Origin of the sequence: Aquibaculum arenosum, from assembly GCF_029222965.1 — a bacterium.
Taxonomy (GTDB): domain Bacteria; phylum Pseudomonadota; class Alphaproteobacteria; order Kiloniellales; family DSM-21159; genus Aquibaculum; species Aquibaculum arenosum.
In genome coordinates this window covers 195333-216356 of record NZ_JARHUD010000004.1, presented here as the reverse complement: position 1 = coordinate 216356, position 21024 = coordinate 195333, and the positions used below count along the sequence as shown (strand labels likewise).

At 64.6% G+C, this 21024-nt stretch carries 19 protein-coding genes; 8 read left to right on the top strand and 11 right to left on the bottom strand.

What is annotated here, in order from left to right:
- The first annotated feature begins 5 nt into the window (after nt 1-5).
- Both P2G67_RS08190 and P2G67_RS08185 read left to right on the top strand, forming a co-directional pair.
- Nucleotides 6-1307: a YeaH/YhbH family protein gene (locus P2G67_RS08190; RefSeq protein WP_275821893.1), complete on the top strand. Its 1302-nt coding sequence runs from the start codon at nt 6-8 to the stop codon at nt 1305-1307.
- A 16-nt stretch (nt 1308-1323) separates the two neighbouring features.
- Nucleotides 1324-2847, top strand: coding sequence for a SpoVR family protein (locus tag P2G67_RS08185; RefSeq protein ID WP_275821891.1), 1524 nt, complete (start codon nt 1324-1326; stop codon nt 2845-2847).
- Between the two features lie 50 nt (nt 2848-2897).
- Here the strand turns inward: P2G67_RS08185 and P2G67_RS08180 are convergent, their stop codons facing one another.
- The 3 genes from P2G67_RS08180 to P2G67_RS08170 all read right to left on the bottom strand — a co-directional run bounded on the left by P2G67_RS08180 (nt 2898) and on the right by P2G67_RS08170 (nt 7099).
- Complete coding sequence (locus P2G67_RS08180; RefSeq protein WP_275821889.1) at nt 2898-3026, bottom strand: putative transporter small subunit; 129 nt, start codon at nt 3024-3026, stop codon at nt 2898-2900.
- Between the two features lie 12 nt (nt 3027-3038).
- A complete protein-coding gene (locus P2G67_RS08175) occupies nt 3039-4655 on the bottom strand; it encodes a sodium:solute symporter family transporter (RefSeq protein ID WP_275821887.1) in 1617 nt (538 codons plus the stop codon).
- Between the two features lie 71 nt (nt 4656-4726).
- The gene (locus P2G67_RS08170; RefSeq protein ID WP_275821885.1) at nt 4727-7099 is read right to left on the bottom strand and encodes a trimethylamine N-oxide demethylase; all 2373 of its coding nucleotides are present in this window, start codon (nt 7097-7099) and stop codon (nt 4727-4729) included.
- 93 nt (nt 7100-7192) lie between these two features.
- Here P2G67_RS08170 and P2G67_RS08165 point away from each other — a divergent pair, with 93 nt between their 5' ends.
- Entirely contained in the window at nt 7193-8155 is a 963-nt protein-coding gene (locus P2G67_RS08165; RefSeq protein ID WP_275821883.1) for a LysR substrate-binding domain-containing protein, read from the top strand.
- 55 nt (nt 8156-8210) lie between these two features.
- On the opposite strand, the gene P2G67_RS08160 is transcribed toward P2G67_RS08165, so the two are convergent.
- Entirely contained in the window at nt 8211-9626 is a 1416-nt protein-coding gene (locus tag P2G67_RS08160; protein ID WP_275821881.1) for a trimethylamine monooxygenase, read from the bottom strand.
- 185 nt (nt 9627-9811) lie between these two features.
- Here P2G67_RS08160 and P2G67_RS08155 point away from each other — a divergent pair, with 185 nt between their 5' ends.
- Nucleotides 9812-11098 (top strand): ABC transporter substrate-binding protein, encoded by a 1287-nt coding sequence (locus tag P2G67_RS08155; RefSeq protein WP_275821879.1) that lies wholly within the window; start codon nt 9812-9814, stop codon nt 11096-11098.
- On the opposite strand, the gene P2G67_RS08150 is transcribed toward P2G67_RS08155, so the two are convergent.
- The 3 genes from P2G67_RS08150 to P2G67_RS08140 all read right to left on the bottom strand — a co-directional run bounded on the left by P2G67_RS08150 (nt 11095) and on the right by P2G67_RS08140 (nt 14418).
- Nucleotides 11095-11826, bottom strand: a complete 732-nt coding sequence (locus tag P2G67_RS08150) for a FadR/GntR family transcriptional regulator (RefSeq protein WP_275821877.1) — start codon at nt 11824-11826, stop codon at nt 11095-11097. The genes P2G67_RS08155 and P2G67_RS08150 overlap by 4 nt on opposite strands.
- A gap of 135 nt (nt 11827-11961) precedes the next feature.
- Complete coding sequence (locus tag P2G67_RS08145) at nt 11962-13350, bottom strand: aspartate aminotransferase family protein (protein WP_275821875.1); 1389 nt, start codon at nt 13348-13350, stop codon at nt 11962-11964.
- A gap of 303 nt (nt 13351-13653) precedes the next feature.
- Nucleotides 13654-14418, bottom strand: a complete 765-nt coding sequence (locus P2G67_RS08140) for an SDR family oxidoreductase (RefSeq protein WP_275821873.1) — start codon at nt 14416-14418, stop codon at nt 13654-13656.
- Nucleotides 14419-14540: 122 nt separating this feature from the next.
- Here P2G67_RS08140 and P2G67_RS08135 point away from each other — a divergent pair, with 122 nt between their 5' ends.
- The 3 genes from P2G67_RS08135 (at nt 14541) to P2G67_RS08125 (ending at nt 16897) form a co-directional block, all read left to right on the top strand.
- A complete protein-coding gene (locus P2G67_RS08135; RefSeq protein ID WP_275821871.1) occupies nt 14541-15008 on the top strand; it encodes a flavodoxin family protein in 468 nt (155 codons plus the stop codon).
- A 27-nt stretch (nt 15009-15035) separates the two neighbouring features.
- Nucleotides 15036-15422, top strand: coding sequence for a cupin domain-containing protein (locus P2G67_RS08130; protein WP_275821869.1), 387 nt, complete (start codon nt 15036-15038; stop codon nt 15420-15422).
- Between the two features lie 98 nt (nt 15423-15520).
- Entirely contained in the window at nt 15521-16897 is a 1377-nt protein-coding gene (locus P2G67_RS08125) for a glutamine synthetase family protein (RefSeq protein ID WP_275821867.1), read from the top strand.
- A gap of 7 nt (nt 16898-16904) precedes the next feature.
- Here the strand turns inward: P2G67_RS08125 and P2G67_RS08120 are convergent, their stop codons facing one another.
- Complete coding sequence (locus P2G67_RS08120; RefSeq protein ID WP_275821866.1) at nt 16905-18386, bottom strand: carboxypeptidase M32; 1482 nt, start codon at nt 18384-18386, stop codon at nt 16905-16907.
- A gap of 78 nt (nt 18387-18464) precedes the next feature.
- On the opposite strand from P2G67_RS08120, the gene P2G67_RS08115 reads away from it, so the two are divergent.
- Nucleotides 18465-18926 (top strand): hypothetical protein, encoded by a 462-nt coding sequence (locus tag P2G67_RS08115; RefSeq protein WP_275821864.1) that lies wholly within the window; start codon nt 18465-18467, stop codon nt 18924-18926.
- Here P2G67_RS08115 and P2G67_RS08110 read toward each other — a convergent pair.
- The 3 genes from P2G67_RS08110 to P2G67_RS08100 all read right to left on the bottom strand — a co-directional run bounded on the left by P2G67_RS08110 (nt 18874) and on the right by P2G67_RS08100 (nt 21011).
- The gene (locus P2G67_RS08110; protein WP_275821862.1) at nt 18874-19599 is read right to left on the bottom strand and encodes an SURF1 family protein; all 726 of its coding nucleotides are present in this window, start codon (nt 19597-19599) and stop codon (nt 18874-18876) included. The genes P2G67_RS08115 and P2G67_RS08110 overlap by 53 nt on opposite strands.
- 13 nt (nt 19600-19612) lie before the next feature.
- Nucleotides 19613-19999 carry a DUF983 domain-containing protein gene (locus P2G67_RS08105; protein WP_275821860.1) on the bottom strand — a complete coding sequence of 129 codons (387 nt, stop codon included), beginning with the start codon at nt 19997-19999 and terminating at the stop codon, nt 19613-19615.
- Between the two features lie 172 nt (nt 20000-20171).
- Complete coding sequence (locus tag P2G67_RS08100; protein ID WP_275821858.1) at nt 20172-21011, bottom strand: cytochrome c oxidase subunit 3; 840 nt, start codon at nt 21009-21011, stop codon at nt 20172-20174.
- Between the last annotated feature and the right edge of the window lie 13 nt (nt 21012-21024).

Below are 21024 nucleotides of genomic sequence, written 5' to 3'. Positions count from 1 at the left end.
AGGCAGTGCGGATCTTCGATCGGCGACGCAACCCGCAAGGTAAGAGCCTGGCCAACCGGCAACGCTTCATGCGCCGCGCCAAGCGGCAGGTCACCGAGGCGGTGCGCCAGGCGTCCTCCGACCGCAGCATCCGGGACATGCCGGGCGAGGAGAAGATCGTCATCCCAGCCGACAGCCTGCATGAACCCCGGCTGCGTCACGATCCGCGTACAGGCCAGCAAGACGGCGTGTTGCCGGGCAACAAGCACTTCCGCCAGGGTGATCGCGTGCGCCGTCCGCCCGAAGGCGGCGGCAGCGGGGGCCGCGAGGGCAGCCCCGACGGCGAGGGCGAAGACGCCTTCACCTTCGTGCTGTCGCGCGAAGAGTTCCTGGACATCTTCCTGGAAGACCTGCAACTGCCCGACCTGATGAAGAAGAGCGTCACCCGCTCGGAACAGGTCTCCTACCAGCGCGCCGGCTTCACCGCCAGCGGCGCGCCGACCAACATCAACCTGCTGCGCACCATGCGCAACAGCCTGTCCCGGCGCATTGCCCTGCGGCGACCGGGCCGAGGGGAAATGGCTGAGTTGGAGCGCGAGATCGAGGCTCGCGAGGCACAACTGGCCGAGAAGTCCGAGGCCGAGAACGACCCGGAGCTGATCGCGCTGCGTGCGCGCCTGGAGCGGCTGCGCCGGCGCGCGCGGGAAATTCCCTTCCTCGATCCGCTCGACCTGCGCTTCAACCGTTTCGAGGCTGTACCGAAGCCGGTCACCCAGGCGGTGATGTTCTGCCTGATGGACGTCTCCGGCTCCATGTCGGAAGAGATGAAGGACCTGGCGAAGCGCTTCTTCACCCTGCTCTACCTCTTCATCCAACGGCGCTATCGGCACGTGGAGATCGTCTTCATCCGCCACACCCACCGGGCCGAGGAGGTGGACGAGGAGACCTTTTTCTATAGCCGGGAAACCGGCGGCACGCTGGTCTCCACCGCGCTGGAGGAAATGCGCCGCGTGATCGACGCCCGCTATTCGCCAGCAGACTGGAACATCTATGCCGCCCAGGCCTCCGACGGCGACAACATGACAGCCGATGGGCCCCAGGTGGCGGCCCTGTTGGAAAAGGACATTCTGCCCTTCACCCAGTACTACGCTTACATCGAAGTGGCCGGCGGGGTCGGGGAGTTGCTGCGCACCCGCTCCAACCTCTGGCAGACCTACGCACCCTTCAGCGAGTCCCACGCCAATTTCGCCGCCCGGCGCGTGGCCAAGCGCAGTGACATCTACCCCGTTTTCCGCGAGCTCTTCACCCCGGAAACCGAGCGCGCGTGAGAGAGGAGCCGAGCCGATGACCACCTTGTTCAGCGGCGGCGACTGGTCCTACGACAGCCTGGAGCGCAGCTATCAGGCCATCGAGGCCATCGCACTGGGCGAACTCGGGCTGGAGATCTATCCCAACCAGATCGAGGTGATCACGGCCGAACAGATGCTCGATGCCTACGCCTCCATCGGTCTGCCGCTGATGTACAATCACTGGTCCTTCGGCAAACAGTTCGCGCACAATGAACTGCTCTACCGCAAGGGCGCGCGCGGGCTGGCCTACGAGATCGTGATCAACGCCAATCCGTGTGTCAGCTACATCATGGAAGACAACTCCATGGCCATGCAGGCGCTGGTCATGGCACACGCCGCCTTCGGCCATAATCACTTCTTTCGCAACAACCACCTCTTCCGCCAGTGGACGGACGCGGATGCCATCCTGGACTATCTCGCCTTCGCCAAGGGCTACATCGCCCACTGCGAGGAGCGCTACGGGGCACGAGCGGTGGAACGGCTGCTGGATGCGGCCCATGCCTTGATGGACCAGGGGGTCAACCGCTATCAGCGCAAGCGGCGAACCGGGCCCCAGTGGAGCGAAGCGCGCGAACGCGAACGTCGGGCCTATGCCGAGGCCAGCTACGACGACCTCTGGACCCGCACCCGCCCGCACGCGCCGGAACCGCCGCGGGCCCGCCCGGACGCGCCGGCACCGGACGAAGCGCTCGACCTGCCCGAGGAGAACCTGCTCTACTTCCTGGAAAAGCACGCCCCGCGCCTGGCGCCCTGGCAGCGCGAGATCCTGCGCATCGTGCGCCAACTGGCACAGTACTTTTATCCGCAGAAGCAGACCAAGGTGATGAACGAGGGCTGCGCCACTTACGTGCACTACCGGGTGATGAACCGGCTGCACGAGCAGGGGCAACTCTCGGACGGCGGCTATCTGGAGTTCCTGCACGCCCACACGGCGGTGATCTTCCAGCCGGACTTCGACGATCCGCGCTTCGGCGGCGCCAATCCCTATACGCTGGGATTCGAGATGATGCGCGACATCGAGCGCATCTGCCGCGAGCCCAGCGAGGAGGATCGCAGCTGGTTCCCGGACATCGCCGGCTGCGGCACGCCCATGGAGGTGCTGCGCGACGCCTGGGTGGAGTATCGTGACGAGAGCTTCCTGCTGCAGTTCCTCAGCCCGAGTCTAATCCGCAAGCTGCGGCTATTCGAGCTGACCGGGGAGGAAGACGAGCCGGACTACCTGGTGGCCGCCATTCACAACGAGCAGGGTTATCAGAAGATTCGCCGCGCGCTGGCCCGGCAGTACGATGTCTCCCTGCACGAGCCCGACATCCAGGTGGTGGGCGCTGATCTACAGGGTGACCGCACGCTGCTGCTGCAGCATCAGGTCTACGATGGCCGCCGGCTGGACGAAGCGGACGCCACGCTGGTCCTGCACCACATCGCCCGCCTCTGGGGCTATCCTGTGGTTCTGCTGGAGGTGGATGCAGCAAGCGGCGCCACTTGGCGCCGCCTGCATTGCCATCAACCGGATAGTTGAGTGGCCCGATAACTGACTGGATGGGGGAGGCCGAAGCCTCCCCCGAAGGTTCAGACCAGGTCTCGCGATTCCTCACGAGCCTCACGCAGGTCCTTGAGGAATGCCCTGCAGATCACGAACAGCACCGCTGCGGAGATCACGGGCCAGACCAGGATGTAGAGCGTCAGAATCATTTCCATCGTGATCTCTCCTTATTCGGCGGCTTGGGTTGAGTCGCTCTTCTGGAAGCGCTGCACCCGCTGCGGGATGAGGGCGAAGTCGAACTCCTCCTTGCTCATCAGGCTCAGCGCGACACAGATGATCGTGCTGGCCCCATAGGCGGTCAGAGAGGCCAACAGCACGGTGTAATCGCCCAGGAAGCCGGCAAAGTACCAGGCCAGCACCAGGGTCATGATCACACCAACCGCCATGCCGGCCGTACGCCCGAAGAAGGCGAAGGTCATAAGGCCGAGCACGACACCGCCACCGACTGCAGCGATCAGTTCGAAGAGGAGGCCGATCACGCCGTCCATCGGCAGAAGCTCGAAGCGCGCGATGGTGAAGAGTGCCAATCCACCGAGCACCGCGGCCGTGAAGGCAGTGTTGGTGACACGCCCCCAGTAACAACTCGAGATCACCGGGAAAACGATTGCACCCCAGAGCGCACCGACGAAGACCAGCATCACCAGGATGTCCAGCGAGAAGCTGGCCAGGATCAGCCCGATCATCGTTGCCACGATCATGGTGATGCGGCCCAGCAGCAGCATCTTGCGCGGGTCTGGACGACCCTTTGCGATGTTCTTGCCGTAGACGTCGGTCATCATGATGGCCGACAGCGCCGAGAGGTCGGAGTCTGCAGTGGACGACAGCGACCCGATCACCAGGATGAAGAAGAGCGCGATCAGGACAGGCGGCAAGTAGCCCGAGGCCATCTGCGGGATGATGTTGTTCAGATCACCGTCTGCCGGCACCACGCCGATCAACAGCGCCATCAGGCCCAGCATGCCGAGACCGATCACGACCGCGCCGTAGCCGATCGTCGCCGTGATGAAGGTGGGCTTGATCAGGTCCTGGCGCACAGCGAAGAGCCGCTGCGCAATGGTCTGATTGCCGATGGCATAGGCCAGCACCGCGACGAAGAAGGGCGCGCCCTGCTCCAGGATGGCCGTGCGCGAGAAGAAATCGGCCTGCTCCGCCGTCAAGCGACTCATGCCTTCGGCGAGAACGCTGGGCCCGCCAAGGCTGAACAGGATCCAGGGAATGATGATAACCGCAACCGCCATCATGCAGACCAGCTGCGCGAAGTCGGTCAGGATCGAGGCGCGGAAGCCGGACCACAGAGTGTAGGACAGGACGCCGAAGCCCGCGATCAGCACGCCGTGCGTGAAGGACAGCGGCGACAGCACCGCGACCAGGGCGCCGGCGGCCGTGAAGTTCACCATCAGGCTGATGGCACTGCCCAGCAGATTGGAAAACGCGAGGATCAACTGGCTGGAGGAGCCGTGACGGGCGTGGATCAGCTCGCCCAGCGTGTGCGCGTTGGGCGCAAGCTGCCGGAAACGCAGGCCGAAGGGGAAGATGAAGAGGATCATCAAGGCGCCCCACAGACCGTAGTGGATGGCGCCCGATAGGCCATAGGTATAGCCGGAACTGGCCGCGGCGTAGAAGGAGGCCGCCCAGATCCAGGTCGCCGTCATGCTGGCGGCGGCAATGCCAAAACCGACCCGCCCGCTGGAGACCATGTAACCGTCAACGTTCTCCTTCTTGTGTCGCACCAGAAGCGACAAGAGAAAGGTGCCCCCGTAGAAACCCGCGAGCAGCAAAAGCATGCTCGTGCTCGAAAACTCGAAATACGGAATCTCCATTCCTTTTAAACTTCCCCTACTGTTGTTTGTTATATTTAGGCGTAGATGCCTTTGACCCTCTCCTTGGTTGGATCAAAGTGCGGAGCGCGCACCACGGTGGCCGGGATCCGCTTCTGGAGCCCGTCGAGCTGCCCAACCTCGACTTGGGTTCCCTCTTCGGCATGGGTCGCGTCCATACGGCAGAGCGCGATGACCTTGCCAAGGATCGGCGAACGCACAGCCGAGGTGATCTCGCCCACCTGGGCCCGGCCGATGCGCACACAGTCTCCGCTGGACGGCACTTGGTGGCCGACCAGATCCAAGCCGACAAGCTTGCGGGTCGGATGCGCCTTGCGCTCCTCCAGCACCTTACGGCCGATGAAGTCGTCCTCCTTGGACTTGAGCGGAACCGTGAAGCCGATGCCGGCCTCGAAGGGGTTGGTCTGGTCGGTGAACTCGAAGCCTGCGAAGACCAGTCCCGCCTCGATCCGCACCATGTCCAGCGCCGCAAGTCCGAAAGGCGTCAGGCCATGCGGCTGTCCGGCCGCCCAGACGGCATCGAAGACCTCGCGGGCATCCTTGGGATGGCAGAAGACCTCAAAGCCCAACTCGCCAGTGTAGCCGGTGCGCGATACCACCACGGCCGGACCGTGGAAGTCGCCAATGCGTCCGACAGTGAAGCGAAAGACGCCCAGTTCCTCCACTGTGGTCCGGTTCTCCGGCGTCCAGATCACCTCGCGCAGGATGTCGCGGCTAAGTGGCCCCTGGACCGCTATGTTGTGCAATTGGTCGGTGGAGGAGCGCACCCAGACGTCCATACCGTGCTTTTCCGCCTGTTCGCGCAGCCACAGCCCGGACGTGCCGCAGCCGCCGACCCAGCGGAAATTGTCGTCGCCGAGACGGAAGACCGTGCCGTCGTCCACCATGCCGCCGTGCTCGTAGCACATGGCGGTATAGACCACCTGGCCGACACTCAGCTTCTTCATGTTGCGGGTGACGCAGAGTTGCATCAGCGCTTCAGCGTCCGGGCCGGTCACCTCGAACTTGCGCAGCGGGCTCAGGTCCATGATTGCCGCCTTCTCGCGGCAGGCCCAGTACTCCGCGATCGTGCCGTGATCGTTGAACTGGTTGGGCAGCCAGTAGCCGTTGTACTCGACGAAATCGCGCGTGTGTTCGGCGAAGCAGTCGTGGAAGGCCGTCTTCTTGGTGGGCTCCACCTGGGCGTCTGCAGTCATGCGAAAACCTATGGATCGTGAGAAATCTTCCTGCTGGTCATAGACCCGCACCTGGATGTCGGTGGGATTCCAGCCATTGGCGGGATCCACGTCGCAGGGACAGGCGGTGGAAACGCACAGCAGGTCGGTCAGGGCGCGCACCAGCACGAAGTCGCCGGGGCGCGACCAGGGGTCGTCCATGCCGATGGCATTGGCGTCGTCCAGCAGGGTGTTGAAGAAAAAATTGATCGCGGGCCAGCCGCCGCGCGGGGGCAGACCATAGCGCTCGAACTCCCGATTGATGTTGTCGGAACAGTTGACGTGGCCCGGATAGCCCAGGTCCTCATAGTAGCGCGCGGTGCAGGCCAGGCCGAAGGTGTCATGCCGGCCGCAGGTGTCTTGCACGATCTCCACCAGCGGCTGCATGTCGACCGAGTAGTACTTCGCGAAGAGGCCAGGTCGGGGATAGAGCGAGCCGCTCAGGCTGCGCGTCGTGGTCGGGTCGATGTCGGCGATACGCCCCTTCTCGACCGCCCGCAGATCCAGCGCCTGAAAATCGGAACACTCCCGACCCTGCACATCCAGCACCTGGATGTACTGTCCCTTCTTCACCTCATAGGTCCGGGCCTGGCCCGGCTGAATGTTGATATCGGTGAGAGGGTCGGCCAGGGGATCGGGCGGTGCTTGCCCCCCTTTGCGCTGAACGGGGCGCGCGCGCTTCACATAGGCCACCAGGTCGGTGGGCGGGTTCTGCGCGTCCACGGCCATCGGTCCGCCGGGAGCAGCGACGATGAGCAGACCCGGCCCCTCCGCCGTGAAGCTGGCGCTGTCGCCGGCCCGTGATCCGGGGCCGAAAAGTCGGATGCAGGTGGCGTTTGCGAGGTCGAAGCCGGACTTCTCGAGCGCGGCGCGCACCCGCCGCGCAGAAGGCTCCGCGGAATTCAAGATCGCGCGCAAGCCCTCAGGTTGATGGGACGTCTGCACGCCCAGCAGGCCGGAATTGCTGCGGCCCTGCGGGTCGAAGAAGACAAGTTCGCAGGATTGCAGGCCCTCTCGGTTGACGACGGTGATCTCGTCGCCCACTTCGATCGCCAGTGTGCGTGACCCGCCCCCGGGAACAGGGTGGCGTTCCGTGCCCGGTGGAAGCAGCGGCAACCCAGGTACCAGGACGCCGCCACGCACCTGAGGCGTTTCGAACTGCTGCAATACGCCCATTTTTGCGTCCTCCTTCGCAATTCCGGCCATTAGTCGGTTGACAGGAGAGGGGCGTAAAGCAGCATTGTCTGAGGCTCAGCCTCAGGAAAACTTATGCGAAGACGCCAGAACAGACTGCCGCCGCTCGATTATCTGATTGCCTTTGAAGCGGCCGCCAGATTGGGCGGCTTCACTGCGGCTGCTGCGCGGCTCAACCTGAGCCAAGCCGCGGTCAGTCGGCAGATCAAATTGCTCGAAGAGCATCTGGGCGCCCGACTGTTCCACCGGCGCTATCGCTCGGTGGTCCTGACGCGTGAAGGTCAGGCTTTCCTGCAGCATGTGAGCCTGGCGCTGGATCAGGTGGAACAGGGCCTCGAAGGCCTGCGCGAAGCAGTGGAGCGGCCCCGGGTCACGCTGGCCGCCACCCAATCGGTTTCAACCCTCTGGCTGATGCCGCGCCTGCGCCGCCTGCGCCAGGATCATCCGAACCTCGATATCCACCTGGTCTCGACGGATATCGACGCCGAAGCCCTGGCCGGGGAGCATGACCTGGTCATCCTGCGCGGCGAAGGGGCCTGGCCGGATTTCGAGGCCGAGTTGCTGTTGAGTGAAGAGGTCTTTCCCGTCTGCGCGCCAGACTACGCCACGGACCGCAAGCTCCATGACCTCGAGGCTTTACGCCGCTGTACGTTAATTACTGTGGCCAGTCACCACAGCGAGTGGATGGACTGGAGCCGCTGGTTGAAGAGCAAGGGCATGGCCGACAGCAGCGAGATGCCCAGCCTGAGCTTCAACACCTACGCTCTGTCCATCCAGGCCGCCGTCGACGGATTGGGCGTCGCACTCGGCTGGCGCTATCTGGTGGACTGCCATCTGGCCGAGGGCTCGCTCATCAAGCCGCTGGCGGAGAGCGTTCGCACCCGCTCCGGCTACTTCCTGCTGCAGCGTCGCGGCGACGTCCCAAGCGGTGCCGCCCAGGTGGTGCGGGACTGGCTGTTCGCCGAAGCCCGCGCCGCCGACACGCCGCAGGCCCAGCACGCGTTTCCTTGCCTGGAAACGGGATCGCACTCACCCTGAACCCATGGGTCTCAGGGTGAATGCGTAGATTTGGCCCGGCTTCTCCGAAGCCGGATCAGGCTCCGGCCGCTGCGCGCTGCTTGTGCAGCGAGATGACCTCGGCATCACGGGATTCGGACGGCGTCCTCTGGAGGTAGGCTTCTAGGGAATCGTCCAGCGCATCCTTCCACGGCGTGTGGTGGGCGGGCGATACCTTGCCGGTCATCACCGAACGGTAGGATTTGTTGCGGAAGCCCATGATGTCTTCCTTCTTGTGCTTCTTCCAGGCGTAGAAGGCCTCACAGGCTCCGTCGACATCGAAGCTCGGGTAGTCGGTCTCGGCGATCAGTTCCTTGATATAGTCGCCCTGGTACTTGATCGCATGGCTGGCGTCCCCGCCGCCGGCGTCCTCAAGGGCAACCCGCTCCTCGACGTCCTTCTCCAGCACGCTCCTGTCCTCAGGGATCGCGATCTTGCCCAGAATGGCGTCACGCACCCACCAGGCCTGGGCATCGAACATGTTGAAGGTGAACCACTGATCCTGCATGCCGAGGTAGAACATCTTGGTGTTCTTGACGAAGACGACCCCCTTGTAGAGATCGGCCGCCGCAAGGCGGTTCGCCGTTTTCAGCCGCAGGTCGTCCGGCAGGAAGTTGAAGAAGTGCTGGTACCCGGTGCAGAGGATGATCGCGTCCACCTGCCGCGAGGAACCGTCCTTGAAATAGGCCGTGTTGCCGTCAACACGCACCAGCGCAGGCACCTCTTCCCAGTTGTCGGGCCAGGCGAAGCCCATGGGCGCGTTGCGATAAGCCACCGTGATCGACTTGGCGCCGTACTTCCAGCACTGCGATCCGATGTCCTCGGCGGAATAGGAGGAGCCCAGGATCAGCAGGTCCTTGTCGCGGAACTCCCGGGCATCCCGGAAATCATGGGCATGGAGGATCCGACCGTTGAAGCCCTCAAAGCCCTCGTAGTAGGGCACATTGGGCGTGGAGAAGTGACCCGACGCGCAGATGACGTGGTCGAAGGTCTCCTCGTAGGTGGTATCCTTGATCTGGTCGTGCGCCGTGACCGTGAAGGTGCCGTCGCTCTCGTTGTAGCGCACGAAACGCACCGGGGTGTTGAAGCGGATCCAATCACGGATGCCTGCCTTCAGCACACGCCCCTCGATGTAGTCGAAGAGCACCGCGCGCGGCGGATAGGAGGCGATCTCCTGCCCGAAATGCTCATCGAAGGTATAGTCGGCGAACTCCAGGCCCTCCTTGGGTCCGTTGGACCACAGATAGCGATACATGGAGGAGTGGACGGGCTCGCCCCGTTCATCCAGGCCCGTGCGCCAGGTGTAGTTCCAGAGGCCGCCCCAGTTGCTCTGCTTCTCGAAGCAGACGATTTCTGGAATCTCCTCGCCCTTCTCCCGGGCGGACTGAAAGGCACGCATTTGCGCCAGTCCCGAGGGGCCGGCACCGATGATCGCTACGCGTTTGGACTTCATACTGTCTCCTCCGTGGCCCGGACCACTTTCATCTTGTGGTCTCCTGTTCCGACAATGTGGTGCAGCGTGTAGCCAGAATGGTGCAAGAGATTGAACCAATCGGTCAACAGGAAATCGTCAGATCAGTGGACGTGATCGATCCGCAGCCCGCTTCCAATTGACCGCGATCTGCACTAGATGGAGCTATGGCTCCCTCCAGCTTCGCCCATCAGCTCGCGGTCTCCAGCACCCTGCCCCGCCTCTCGGTGGGGATGAATGAGCCCATCATCCTTGGTTTTCTCGCGCCGCTGAGTGGTTCGCTGGAATCATGGGGCCAGCCGGGGCTTTACGGCTGCGAGATCTGGGTCGACTGGCTGAACCGCAATGGCGGCTTGATGATTGGCGGGCGCCGCTATCCCGTCGAGATCAAGCATCACGACTGCGGCCCAGACGCCGAGGCGGCGATGGCCGGCGCGCAGGAACTGGTTGAGCGCCACGGCATCAAACTGCTGATGATGCTGGGCGGCGACGCGCTCACACCGCTGCGCGACTACCTCAACCGGCGCAAAATTCTCACCGCCACCCTGCTGCCGAGCGACCTTTCACCCGAGAGCCCCTATCTGATCGCGCCCAGCGAGCTCCACCCGATCTTCAATGTCACCGGCGTCGAGTGGCTGCGAAAGAGCCGGCCTGAGCTCGGCAGGGTCGCGCTCTGCAGCCAGATGGACGGCCTGGGCCTGCCTTCTCTGGCCAGCTATCGTGCGGCTTTTCGGGCCGCCGGCCTGCCTATCGTGAAGGAGATCCGCTACGCCCCCGACAGCAGAGACGTGGCGGGTGTGGTACAGCCCATGCTGGATGCCGACCCGGACATCCTGTGCTGGTGCACCAGCCACACTCCCATGGTGCACGCGATGACCGAATATGCCCATGCGCAGGGCTTCAAGGGGCAGATCATCAGCTGCACGCTGGACCGCTACGATCGATTGATCGAGCGAACATCGCCCGCCTTTATGGAGGGCGTCATTTTCCAATTCCCGGAGTTCGACGACCCCAAGCTGCGCGGCAAGACCTTCTTCTTCCATCAGCCGGGCGCGTTCTTCGAGGAGTACAACCGTCGCTTCCCAGGCGCCTGGAGCGCCGTGAGTTGGGAGTATGCGGCCATTCTGGACATCTGGCATGGCGCGGTAGAGAAAGCCAACAGCCTCAGCTCCGCCTCCGTGCTGGCAGCCATGAAGCAGCTCGGGCACGTCACCCATGCCTTCGGGCCTGCCCGCTGGTGGGGCCGCGAACTCTTCGGCATCGACAATGCGCTGGTCGGTGACTGGCCCGTTGTGACGATTCAGCAGGGGCGCGCCCGCATTGCCGAGTTCAGGTCCATCTCCACCTGGCTGTCACGCCACGGCGCACTCCTCAAAGAGGAGATGCAGGATCTGGGCCAGCTCTGGGAACAACGCATGCTGGCGGAGAGTCGCACTCCCGCCGACGTCCTCTAAAGCTCCTGCAGCAGCAGCTTCTGCTCTTCGATCAGGTGCAGCTTGATCAGCTCCACAGCCCGCTCCACATCGCGCGCGGAGATGGCGTTGGACAGGCTGTGGTAGCGCTGCTTGTACTCCTGAATCCGCCTGGGGGTGAGGTAGCGGCGCAGCAGCGTGGTGCGAAAGCTCAGGCGGCAGGACTCGATCGCCAACTCATAACAGGAGGCCAGCAGGCGATTGCGCGTGCCGGCGGCAATCATTCGATAGAGCCGCTCCTCGAACTCCACAAAGGCGTCCACGTCGCTGCGCACCGCCTCGAACTCGGTCATCAACTGCACCAGATCGCCGATCTCCCGCGGCGTCATGTTGATGACCGCAAGCCGCACCATCTCCGGTTCCAGAATGCCCCGCACCACCAGATGATCCAGCGGACTGGTCTCGAGCGCGAAGGAATGACTGGCCGGCTCGGGAACTGAGGCTTCCGCCCGGTAGGTCACGAAGCTTCCGCTGCTTCGTCGCCGTCTGATGACGTTGCACTCTTCCAGGACATCCAGCGCCTCGCGCACCGTGTTGCGCGCCACGCCCAGTTCCGCCGCCAGCGCCCGCTCCGAGGGTAAGCGCGATTCGTGAGGGTACTCGCCGTTCTTGATCTGCGCGAAGAGCGTATCCAGCACCACCTGCACCGTCGCCCCCACCGAATGGGTCGCAATGATCTGCGAAATCACCTGTGGGCTACGGTCTTCCATCTGCGGCGTTCTTCCCTGACTTGTGGCTCAATGCCTCGCAGCATAGCGCATTTTGGTCTGGACCAAAATGGCAATCTGGTTCAGCCGCGAGAGACTACAGCAAAACGCCCCGCAGAGCGGGGCGCGCTGGAAGCCTCAGAGCACGCCGAGGTCGCGTGCCGTGGCGTCTATGCAGTGCTTGAGCCGGACCACCATCTCGTCGATCTCGGCCGGGGTGATGACCAGTGGCGGCGAGAGCACCATGGCATCGCGCACTGCACGGATGACCACGCGATTGGCGAAGCAGTGATCGCGGCAGATGCCGCCGACCCGGCCCAGCTTCTCCCAGTGGGTGCGGCTGGCCTTGTCCTTCACCAACTCCACAGCGGCGATGAGGCCGGTGCCGCGCACTTCCCCCACCAGCGGGTGATCGTCGAAGGCGGCGTGCAGGGCCTGCTGCAAGTGCGGGCCGGTCTCGTTGCGTGTGCGCTCCACCAGCCCTTCCTTCTCGATGATGTCGAGATTAGCGAGCGCCACGGCACAGGCTGCCGGATGGCCGGAATAGGTGTAGCCGTGGGCGAATTCGCCCCCTTCGCGCAGCAGGGCTTCTACGATGCGATCGCTGACCCCCACGGCTGAAAGCGGCAGGTAGCCTGAGGTGATGCCCTTGGCCATGGTCATCAGGTCCGGCTCGATGCCAAAGAGCTCGGAGGCAAACCAGTGGCCGGTGCGCCCGAAACCGCAGATCACCTCGTCGGCGACCAGCAGCACGTCGTACTGGCGGCAGATGCGCTGCACCTCCTCCCAGTAGCCCGGCGGCGGCACGATCACTCCGCCCGCCCCCATGATGGGTTCGCCGATGAAGGCGGCAACATTCTCCGGCCCGATCTCGAGGATCTTCTCCTCGATCGCCCGCGCCGCCTTCTGCCCGAACTCCTCTGGCGAGAGGTCGCCGCCGAAATCGTACCAATAGGGCGGCACCACGTGATGGAAGCCGGGCAGCGGCAGGCCAAAGCCCTCCTGCATCGGAGTCATGCCGCCCAGCGAGGCCGAGGCCATGGTGGAGCCATGGTAGGCGTAGGTGCGGCTGATGAAGTGCTGCTTCTCCGGCTGGCCTTCCAGCTTCCAGAAATGCCGCGCCAGGCGCACCACGGTGTCGTTCGATTCCGAGCCCGAGGAGCCATAGAAAACCCGGTTCAGCTTCTCGGGCATCAAGGCGGCCAGGCGCTCGGACAGCTCGACCGGCGGCGGCGTCGCCGTCTTGAAGAAGGTGTTGTAGTAGGGCAGTTCCAGCATCTGCCGGTAGGCCGCTTCTGCCAGCTCCTTGCGGCCATAGCCGACATTGACGCACCAGAGCCCCGCCATGCCGTCCAGGAAGGCCTCGCCCTCGGAATCGAAGAGCTGGATGCCCTCGGCGCGGGTGATGATGCGGCTGCCGGCCTCCGCCCCCTTCAGGTCGCGATAGTCGGTGAAGGGGCTGAGGTGATGGCGGCGGTCGAGGTCGCGCCAGCGCGCAGTGGTGTTGCGGACGGGGGTATCGGTCATGGTTAAGGTCCTTCGCAGCAGAGGGGATCAGCGCCGATGGGAGCACCGGCGCCCGAAAGCGGGCGGCGAAGGCTGTCTAAGGATTGTATCCGATGCGCGCGCAGAGGATCAGCAGCTCGGCCTGGCGGCTGCGAGCGGAGTGATAGCGGCGGCGATCCTGGAGCCGCGTTGCGTGGATCTGTCGCATCGTTGCATCCGGTAACGGGGAAAGTCCCTGTCTATAACAGCCGGACGGGAAAGTCCCAAGCATCACCCGGCACGCCCCGGGCCCCGGCGTGCGTGCCGAGGCCCGGGACGCATCAATCAGCCACGGCCGACGAAGGGCATCTTGGTGGCCATCACGGTCATGGTCAGCACGTTGGCGTCCAGTGGCAGGCTGGCCATGTAGACCACGGCATTAGCCACGTGCTCCGGATCCATGCGCGCCTCCGGCTTCTTGCTGCCGTCGGGCTGCAGCACGCCTTCGGTCATGCGCTCGGTCATCGGCGTGGCGGCATTGCCGATGTCGACCTGGCCCACGGCGATGTCGAAGTCGCGGCCGTCCAGGGCGCAAGACTTGGTCAGGCCGGTGATGGCGTGTTTGGTCGCGGTATAGGGCGCCGAGTGCGGGCGCGGCGTATGGGCCGAGATCGAGCCGTTGTTGATGATTCGCCCGCCGCGCGGCTTTTGCTGCTTCATCAGGCGGAAGGCCTGGCGGCTGCAGAGGAAGGCGCCGGTGAGGTTGGCGTCCACCACCTTCATCCACTCCTCGACCGGCAGTTCTTCCATCGGCACGGCCGGCGCGCCGGTGCCCGCGTTGTTGAACAGCAGGTCGAGGCGGCCGAACTCCTTTTCGATCCGCTCAAAGAGATCCTCGACCGCCACCGGATCGCTCACGTCGGCTGGCACCACCAGGGTGCGGGCTTCGGGGTCGGCCGCGGCGATCTCCGCCTCCACTTCTTCAAGCGGCTCGGGCCGGCGGCCGGTCAACACCACCGTGTAGTTCTCACGCGCAAGCGCCAAGCAGGCTGCCCGCCCGACACCGGTGCCGGCACCGGTCACCAACGCAATCTTCGCGGTAATCTCCATCGGAAACTCCTCCCACCTTTTCTGTTTCGGACGCTGTCTGCTCTTCTTCTAGCTGCCAGGACGCCGAGGGAAAAGCACCGGCTGCTGGAGCCCAGGGCGGCCGGTCTGTTACTGTGGCAGCCATGAGCGGCAAAAGCCTCCTGATCGTCGGGCACATCCCCTCCGACAACACCAAGCGGCTGCGCGATGCGCTGGTCGAGGGCGCGACGCAGCCGGAGATCGAAGGAGTGACGCTTACGGTGCGCACGCCCTTCGAGGCTGGACCCGAGGAGGTCCTGGCGTCGGACGCAGTGCTGCTCTTCACCACGGAGAACCTCGGCTACATGAGCGGGGCGCTGAAGGATTTCTTCGACCGCAGCTACTATCCCTGCTTGGAGAAGACCGATGGCCTGCCCTACGCTCTTTGCGTGCGGGCCGGGCACGACGGCACCGGCACCTGCCGCGCCGTCGAGAGCATCACCACGGGCCTGCGCTGGCGCGCGGTGCAGGAGCCGCTGGTCTGTCGCGGGTCCTTCCAGGAGGACTTCGTCGAGCAGTGCCGCGAACTGGGTCTTCTGATGGCCGCTGGCCTGGAAGCCGGCATTTTCTAGCGAGCACGGACAAACAAGGAGCCAAGCATGGCCGATCCTTTTCAGGCACCAGCGGAGGGCAGCGCGGTTCTGGACCTCTCCCCGCCCGCCAGCGGCAGCCGCTACCACGACCCGGCTGAGGCAACCTGGCAGGCCACCGACGCGCCCGGCTTTTGGCTGAAGCCCCTGCTGGACGATCGGCAAAGCGGCCTGTCGACCGCGTTGATGAAGATCGACCCCGGCGCCTATGCCGATTGGCACGCGCACCGGGAGCTGGAGCAGATCCTGGTGCTGGAGGGCAGCTTCCACGACCAGGATCAGGAGATTTCCGCCGGCGGCTATGTGGTGCGCGCGCCCGGCGCCTCGCACACGGCCGGTAGCCGGGAGGGCGCGGTGGTACTGCTGATCTTCACTGCAGCGCAAAGCACGGACTGACCCGCCCGCAAAAGCCAGCGGCACCGGCGTCATCGGCCGTTCCCCCGCCCCTTTCCCTGTGCCATGCTGAGGCTCTCCTCCGGCAGCGGTGACGAAGCATGAGCGACGGCTTTCATTTGAGCGAAGCGGCACTGGCGCAGACCATCGACTGGCTGCGCTCACGCAAGGTGGACGAGGTGGAATGCCTCCTGCCCGACGCCAACGGCATGATGCGCGGCAAGATCGTCCCGCGTGAAGACTTCATCCGGGCACTGGACAGCCAGGGCCTGCGGGTGCCGGAATCGATCCTGGTGCAGTCGGTGACCGGCCACACGGTGGACGATACCCTGGTGGCCGCCGAGATTGATTCCGACATTCGCGCCGTGCCCGACGTTGCAACCCTGCGTCTCGTGCCCTGGTATGAGGAGCCGACAGCCCAAGTGATCTGCGACGCCTGGACCACCGATGGCCGGCGGGTCGACTATGCACCGCGCTCGGTGCTGCGCCACGTGCTGGAGTGCTACGCCGAGCGCGGGCTGACGCCGGTGGTCGCCCCTGAGTTGGAATTCTACCTGGTCGAAAAGAACAACGACCCGGACCTGCCGCTCATCTCTCCGCCCGGCATTTCCGGGCGCCGCGAGTCCGGCCGTCAGGCCTACGGCATCGAGGCCGCCAACGAGTTCGACCCCGTGGTGGAGGACATCTACGACTACTGCGATGTCCAGCAGATCGAGATCGGCACCATGGCCCACGAATCCGGGCCGGTGCAGCTGGAGATGAACTTCAAGCATGGCGACGCGCTGGCGCTCGCCGACCAGGTTTTTCTCTTCAAGCGCACGGTCCGCCAGGCCGCTCTCCGCCACAAGATGTTCGCCACCTTCATGGCCCAGCCACACGAGAACGAGCCGGGCTCGGCCATGCATGTGCATCAGTCAGTGCTGGAAACAGCCACGGGGAGCAACATCTTCACCGCGCAGGACGGCAGCGATGCGCCGGCCCTACTGCACTACATCTCCGGGCTGCAGCGCTACGTGCCGGCCGCGATGCCGCTCTTCTGTCCCAACGTCAATTCCTTCCGGCGCATCCGGCTCGAGTCCGATGCGCCGATCAACGTGCACTGGGGCCGGGACAACCGCACCTGTGGGCTGCGGGTACCCGATTCACCGCCCGAGGCGCGCCGCGTCGAGAATCGGGTGGTGGGCGCCGACGCCAACCCCTATCTGGCCATCGCCGGCACCCTGGCCTGCGGCCTGCTCGGCCTGGAGGAGGAGTTGCAGCCGGAGCCGATGGTGACCATCGACGCCCACACCCTGCCCTTCACCCTGCCGCTGCACCACCACCAGGCCCTGGAACTGCTGAAGGGCTGCGCGCCGCTGGGCCGGGTGCTGGGCCAGCGCTTCGTCGATGCCTTCATCGAGGTGAAAACCCTGGAGTGGCGCCTCTACAACAAGGTGATCTCTTCCTGGGAGCGGGAGTATCTGCTGCTGAACGTGTAGGGCTTGGTTATCCCAGGTAACGCTGGCGCAGGTGGTCCAGGTAGATTTCCGGATCGAGTGGACGGCCGGTTGCGGTCTCCACCAACTCCTCCCACTCCAGCAGCGATGCCCTGGCATGAATCTCGCGTCGCATCCAGGCAAGCAGCGGCGTGAAGTCACCCTGCTCCAGGGCATCCGGGATCGCCGCATCGCTTTCCACGGCAGCCCGGTACAGCTGGGCCGCGGTCATGGCGCCCAGGGTATAGGTGGGGAAGTAGCCGAAAGCCCCGTCGTACCAATGGATATCCTGCAGGCAGCCAAAGCCATCGCCCGGCGGCACGGCACCCACCAGCGCCCTGGCCTGCTCCCGCCACGCGCCGGGCAGATCAGCAAGCGGCAGATCGCCCGACAGCAACGCCGGCTCGAGTTCGTAGCGCAGCAGCACATGCGCCGGATAGGTTACCTCATCGGCATCCACGCGAATGAAGCCGCGCTCCACCCGGGTCGCCAGACGATAGAGGTTCTCAGGCTTCCAGGCGGGGTCAGCGCCGAAATGCTGCGCCAGCAGGGGCGCCAGGTAAGCCAGGAAGGCGCGGCTGCGGCAGGCCTGCATCTCGACCAGCAGCGATTGGCTTTCGTGCACCGCCATGCCCCGCGCTTCGCCCACGGGCTGCAGCCGCCAGTCCCGGGGCAGTCCGGCCTCGTAGAGCGCGTGCCCCGTCTCGTGCAGCACCCCCATGATCGCGGAGCTGTAGTCCGCCTCGTCCCATCGCGTGGTGATACGCAGGTCGTCGGGAGTGCCACCGGAAAAGGGATGCAAGGAGGTGTCGAGTCGCCCCTGATCGAAGGGGAAGCCCAGCCGCTCCATCAAATTGCGCGCCAGCGCTTCCTGGGCGGCTTGCGGGAAAGGCCCTTGCGGCACCAGGGGCGTGGGACGCGCGGCCTGTGCAGCCAGGGCACCCTCGATCAGTTCGGGCAGTGCCGTACGCAGCGGGGCGAAGAGGCTCTCCACGCGCGCAGCCCGCAGGCCCGGCTGATACTGTTCGAGCAGGGCGTCATAGGGCGTCAGGCCCAGAGCCGCGCCACGCGCCGCCGCACTCTCACGCACGCGGGCAATCACCTCGGCCAGGGCGGGGCGGACGGCGGCAAAGTCGTCGTTCTTCCGGGCCTCGCGCCAAAGCATCTCGCAGCGGCGGCAAGCTTTGGTCAGGGCTTCCACCAACTCCGGTGGAACGGCGGTGGCGCTGCGATGGCTGCGCAGCATCTCGCGCAGGTTGGCCGCCTGCCAATGGTCCAGCGGCTCCTGCTGCGCCTGCTCCAGCAAGTCGCCGGTCTCGGGCGCGGTCAGCAACTCGTGCTGAAGCACCTCCAGCGTTGCCAGCTGCTCCGCGCGGGCGCCACTGCCGCCCGACGGCATCATGGTGGCCATGTCCCAGTGCAGCATCGATTGTGCACCAGCGAGTGTCCCAATTCGCTTGAAGCGTTGCTGTAGAAGCTGATAGGCGGACATGGTCTTGAGTTCATCCTCGCTTTTGCGCCGCGATCAAACTGCAATCGCGGTCCACAGCATGGTCATCCCGGAGCCGCAATGAAACCCCGCCTCGACAAGCCCGTTGCCACCTTTTCCTTCGACCGGACCAAAAGCTGGTCCTTCATGATCATGCTGGCGGTGCTGATGATGCTGGGCTTCGCTCGGATCGCCCAAAATGGCCTGGAGGGCGAACTGGGGGGCATCTTCATCCTGATCGTCATCCCCGGCCTGGCCATGTGGATGGTGGGCGCGGAACTGCGCATCAAGGGTCCGGTGCTGATCATCGCCGAGGACGGACTCGTTGATCGGCGCAAAGGGCCTGATGGCATCGCCTGGGAGGATGTGCAGGAGGCCACCATCAAGCGCCGGCTGCTCAGCCGCGGCATTCGCATCCTGCGCACCGATGGGGAGCGCTACGACATCGAGCTCAACCTGATCAAGGCCAAGCCCCTGGAGGTGATGAAGCTCATTCAGGAGTGCGCCCACCGCGCGGTCGGCGATGAAACAGAACATAAATGACCAGCAGAGCCGCGGCCATGGTGAACCAGAACAGCGCATACTGCAGGTGATTGTCGCGCAGTTCCGGCTCCGGGGGACGGGCTTGGGGCGGCGGCGGCAGCTGGCCGGGCTCGACCACGGCGTAAATCTCGGTGACGGGCTGCAACAGGCCGGTGGCGCCCGCCATCGCCTCCAGGTCCGGCCAGAGCCAACGATTGCCGGCCGGGTCGTTCACCGGGCGCAGCCAAGTGGCCCAGGCCGGACCGCCCCAACCGCCGCGGCGTGCTGTCGCCACCACTTCTAGCGGGCCGTCCGGCTGGCTTGCACGACGTCCGGCGGGATCGAGATCCGCTGCCGACAGCCAGCCCCGATCCAGAAGAATCTCACGGCCATCCTCCAGGCGCAGCGGCGTGACCACGTGATAGCCATTCACGCCATCCAGGGTCCGTGACGCCCAGTAGAGTTCGCGCTCGTGCAGCAGTGTGCCAGTGAGTGCGAGGCGGCGGAACTCCAGCGCGTCCGGATCGATCCGCTCCGGCAGAGGCACCGGTGGTTCGGCCTGTTGGACTGCCAGGTCCGCGATCAGGTCGTGCTTCCATTCCCGCCGATCCAGTTGCCAGGAGCCCAGAGCCAACAGGATCGCCAGGGCTGGCAGCATGATCACTGTGGGCCAGAAACGCGGACGAAAGGACATCACGGTTACCGGCTCAGGGCTCGTAGCGGGTGCTGCCGCTGTCGCTGGCTTTGTGGCGATACTGCAGGGCGATCATCGTCGCCTTGAAGGGCCGCAGCATGGCAATGGCGCCCCCCAAGATGACCACGCCCCAGAGCACCGCATGCACCCAAAGGGGTGGCTCGACCCAAGATTCGAACAGCAGCGCCGCCGGCACGACCAGAAAGCCCAGAATGAAGATGAGGAAAACGGCCGGTCCGTCGCCGCTGTCGGCGCTTTTCAGATCCAGCCCACAGCGTTCGCAGCGATCCTGCACAGTCAGGAAGCCATCGAAAAGCCGTCCCTGCCCGCAGCGCGGGCAACGGCAGCCAAGTCCCGCGGCCAGAGGCGACACGCGGGCATGATGATGTGAAGATGTCATAGTCGAAAATCACCTTGCAGGATCACCCGCACTTCTTGCAAGGGACGGCATGTCGCAGCCCGGAACGGGAACAGCGCGCCCAGGGATAAGGCGCGCTGTTGCAAGCTTCAAACAGAGCTCTCCGCCGCGTCGCCCAAAGGCAGAACAGCGGAGAGTGCACTGCACGGCGGGATCAGTGGGCGGCGATCGCTCCGGCACCCCACCAGTAGATGGCGACGAAGAGGAACAGCCAGACGACGTCGACGAAGTGCCAGTACCAGGCCGCTGCCTCGAACCCGAAATGGTGGTCCGGCTTGAAGTGGCCGGCATAGGCACGAAGCCAACAGATCGCCAGGAAAATGGTACCCACCAGAACGTGGAAGCCGTGGAAGCCGGTCAACATGTAGAAGGTTGTCGAATAGATGCCCTCACGGAAACCGAAAGCCGCATGAGAGTACTCGTACGCCTGCAGGCTGGTGAAGAGCGCCCCCAGCAGAACCGTCAGCCCCAGCCCCTGGAGGAGACCCTGGCGATCGCCTTGGCGCAATGCGTGATGCGCCCAGGTCACGGTGCAGCCGGAGAGCAGCAGGATCAGGGTATTGAGGAACGGCAAGTCGAAGGGATCGAAGGTGATAACACCTTCCGGGGGCCAGACGCCGCCGATGGCCGCTGTGCGCTCGGCGTGAATCGGATCGTTCGGAAAGAGCGCGACATTAAAGTAGGCCCAGAAGAAGGCTACGAAGAACATCACCTCCGAGGCGATGAAAAGCAGCATGCCGTAGCGCAGGCCAATCTGGACCACCGAGGTATGATGTCCTTCGTGGGTGGCCTCGCGGACCACCTGTCGCCACCAGCCGAACATCGTCATGAGCACCAGGAAGATGCCGGCAAACAGCATCCAGTTGGTGGGGGCATGCATGAAGACGACCATGCCGACGGCGAGGAAGCCGCCCGATAAAGCCCCAATCAACGGCCAAGGGCTAGGATTGACTAGATGGTAAGGATGGTCTGGTTTCGCGTGTGCGTCGCTCATCTTTCTCTTCCCC

Bases quoted from the DNA above. Each gene is read 5' to 3' on its own strand.
- P2G67_RS08185 (WP_275821891.1), top strand. From the start codon at position 1,324: ATGACCACCTTGTTCAGCGGCGGCGACTGGTCCTACGACAGCCTGGAG.
- P2G67_RS08180 (WP_275821889.1), bottom strand. From the start codon at position 3,026: ATGGAAATGATTCTGACGCTCTACATCCTGGTCTGGCCCGTGATCTCC.
- P2G67_RS08175 (WP_275821887.1), bottom strand. From the start codon at position 4,655: ATGCTTTTGCTGCTCGCGGGTTTCTACGGGGGCACCTTTCTCTTGTCG.
- P2G67_RS08170 (WP_275821885.1), bottom strand. From the start codon at position 7,099: ATGGGCGTATTGCAGCAGTTCGAAACGCCTCAGGTGCGTGGCGGCGTC.
- P2G67_RS08165 (WP_275821883.1), top strand. From the start codon at position 7,193: ATGCGAAGACGCCAGAACAGACTGCCGCCGCTCGATTATCTGATTGCC.
- P2G67_RS08160 (WP_275821881.1), bottom strand. From the start codon at position 9,626: ATGAAGTCCAAACGCGTAGCGATCATCGGTGCCGGCCCCTCGGGACTG.
- P2G67_RS08155 (WP_275821879.1), top strand. From the start codon at position 9,812: ATGGCTCCCTCCAGCTTCGCCCATCAGCTCGCGGTCTCCAGCACCCTG.
- P2G67_RS08150 (WP_275821877.1), bottom strand. From the start codon at position 11,826: ATGGAAGACCGTAGCCCACAGGTGATTTCGCAGATCATTGCGACCCAT.
- P2G67_RS08145 (WP_275821875.1), bottom strand. From the start codon at position 13,350: ATGACCGATACCCCCGTCCGCAACACCACTGCGCGCTGGCGCGACCTC.
- P2G67_RS08140 (WP_275821873.1), bottom strand. From the start codon at position 14,418: ATGGAGATTACCGCGAAGATTGCGTTGGTGACCGGTGCCGGCACCGGT.
- P2G67_RS08135 (WP_275821871.1), top strand. From the start codon at position 14,541: ATGAGCGGCAAAAGCCTCCTGATCGTCGGGCACATCCCCTCCGACAAC.
- P2G67_RS08130 (WP_275821869.1), top strand. From the start codon at position 15,036: ATGGCCGATCCTTTTCAGGCACCAGCGGAGGGCAGCGCGGTTCTGGAC.
- P2G67_RS08125 (WP_275821867.1), top strand. From the start codon at position 15,521: ATGAGCGACGGCTTTCATTTGAGCGAAGCGGCACTGGCGCAGACCATC.
- P2G67_RS08120 (WP_275821866.1), bottom strand. From the start codon at position 18,386: ATGTCCGCCTATCAGCTTCTACAGCAACGCTTCAAGCGAATTGGGACA.
- P2G67_RS08115 (WP_275821864.1), top strand. From the start codon at position 18,465: ATGAAACCCCGCCTCGACAAGCCCGTTGCCACCTTTTCCTTCGACCGG.
- P2G67_RS08110 (WP_275821862.1), bottom strand. From the start codon at position 19,599: ATGTCCTTTCGTCCGCGTTTCTGGCCCACAGTGATCATGCTGCCAGCC.
- P2G67_RS08105 (WP_275821860.1), bottom strand. From the start codon at position 19,999: ATGACATCTTCACATCATCATGCCCGCGTGTCGCCTCTGGCCGCGGGA.
- P2G67_RS08100 (WP_275821858.1), bottom strand. From the start codon at position 21,011: ATGAGCGACGCACACGCGAAACCAGACCATCCTTACCATCTAGTCAAT.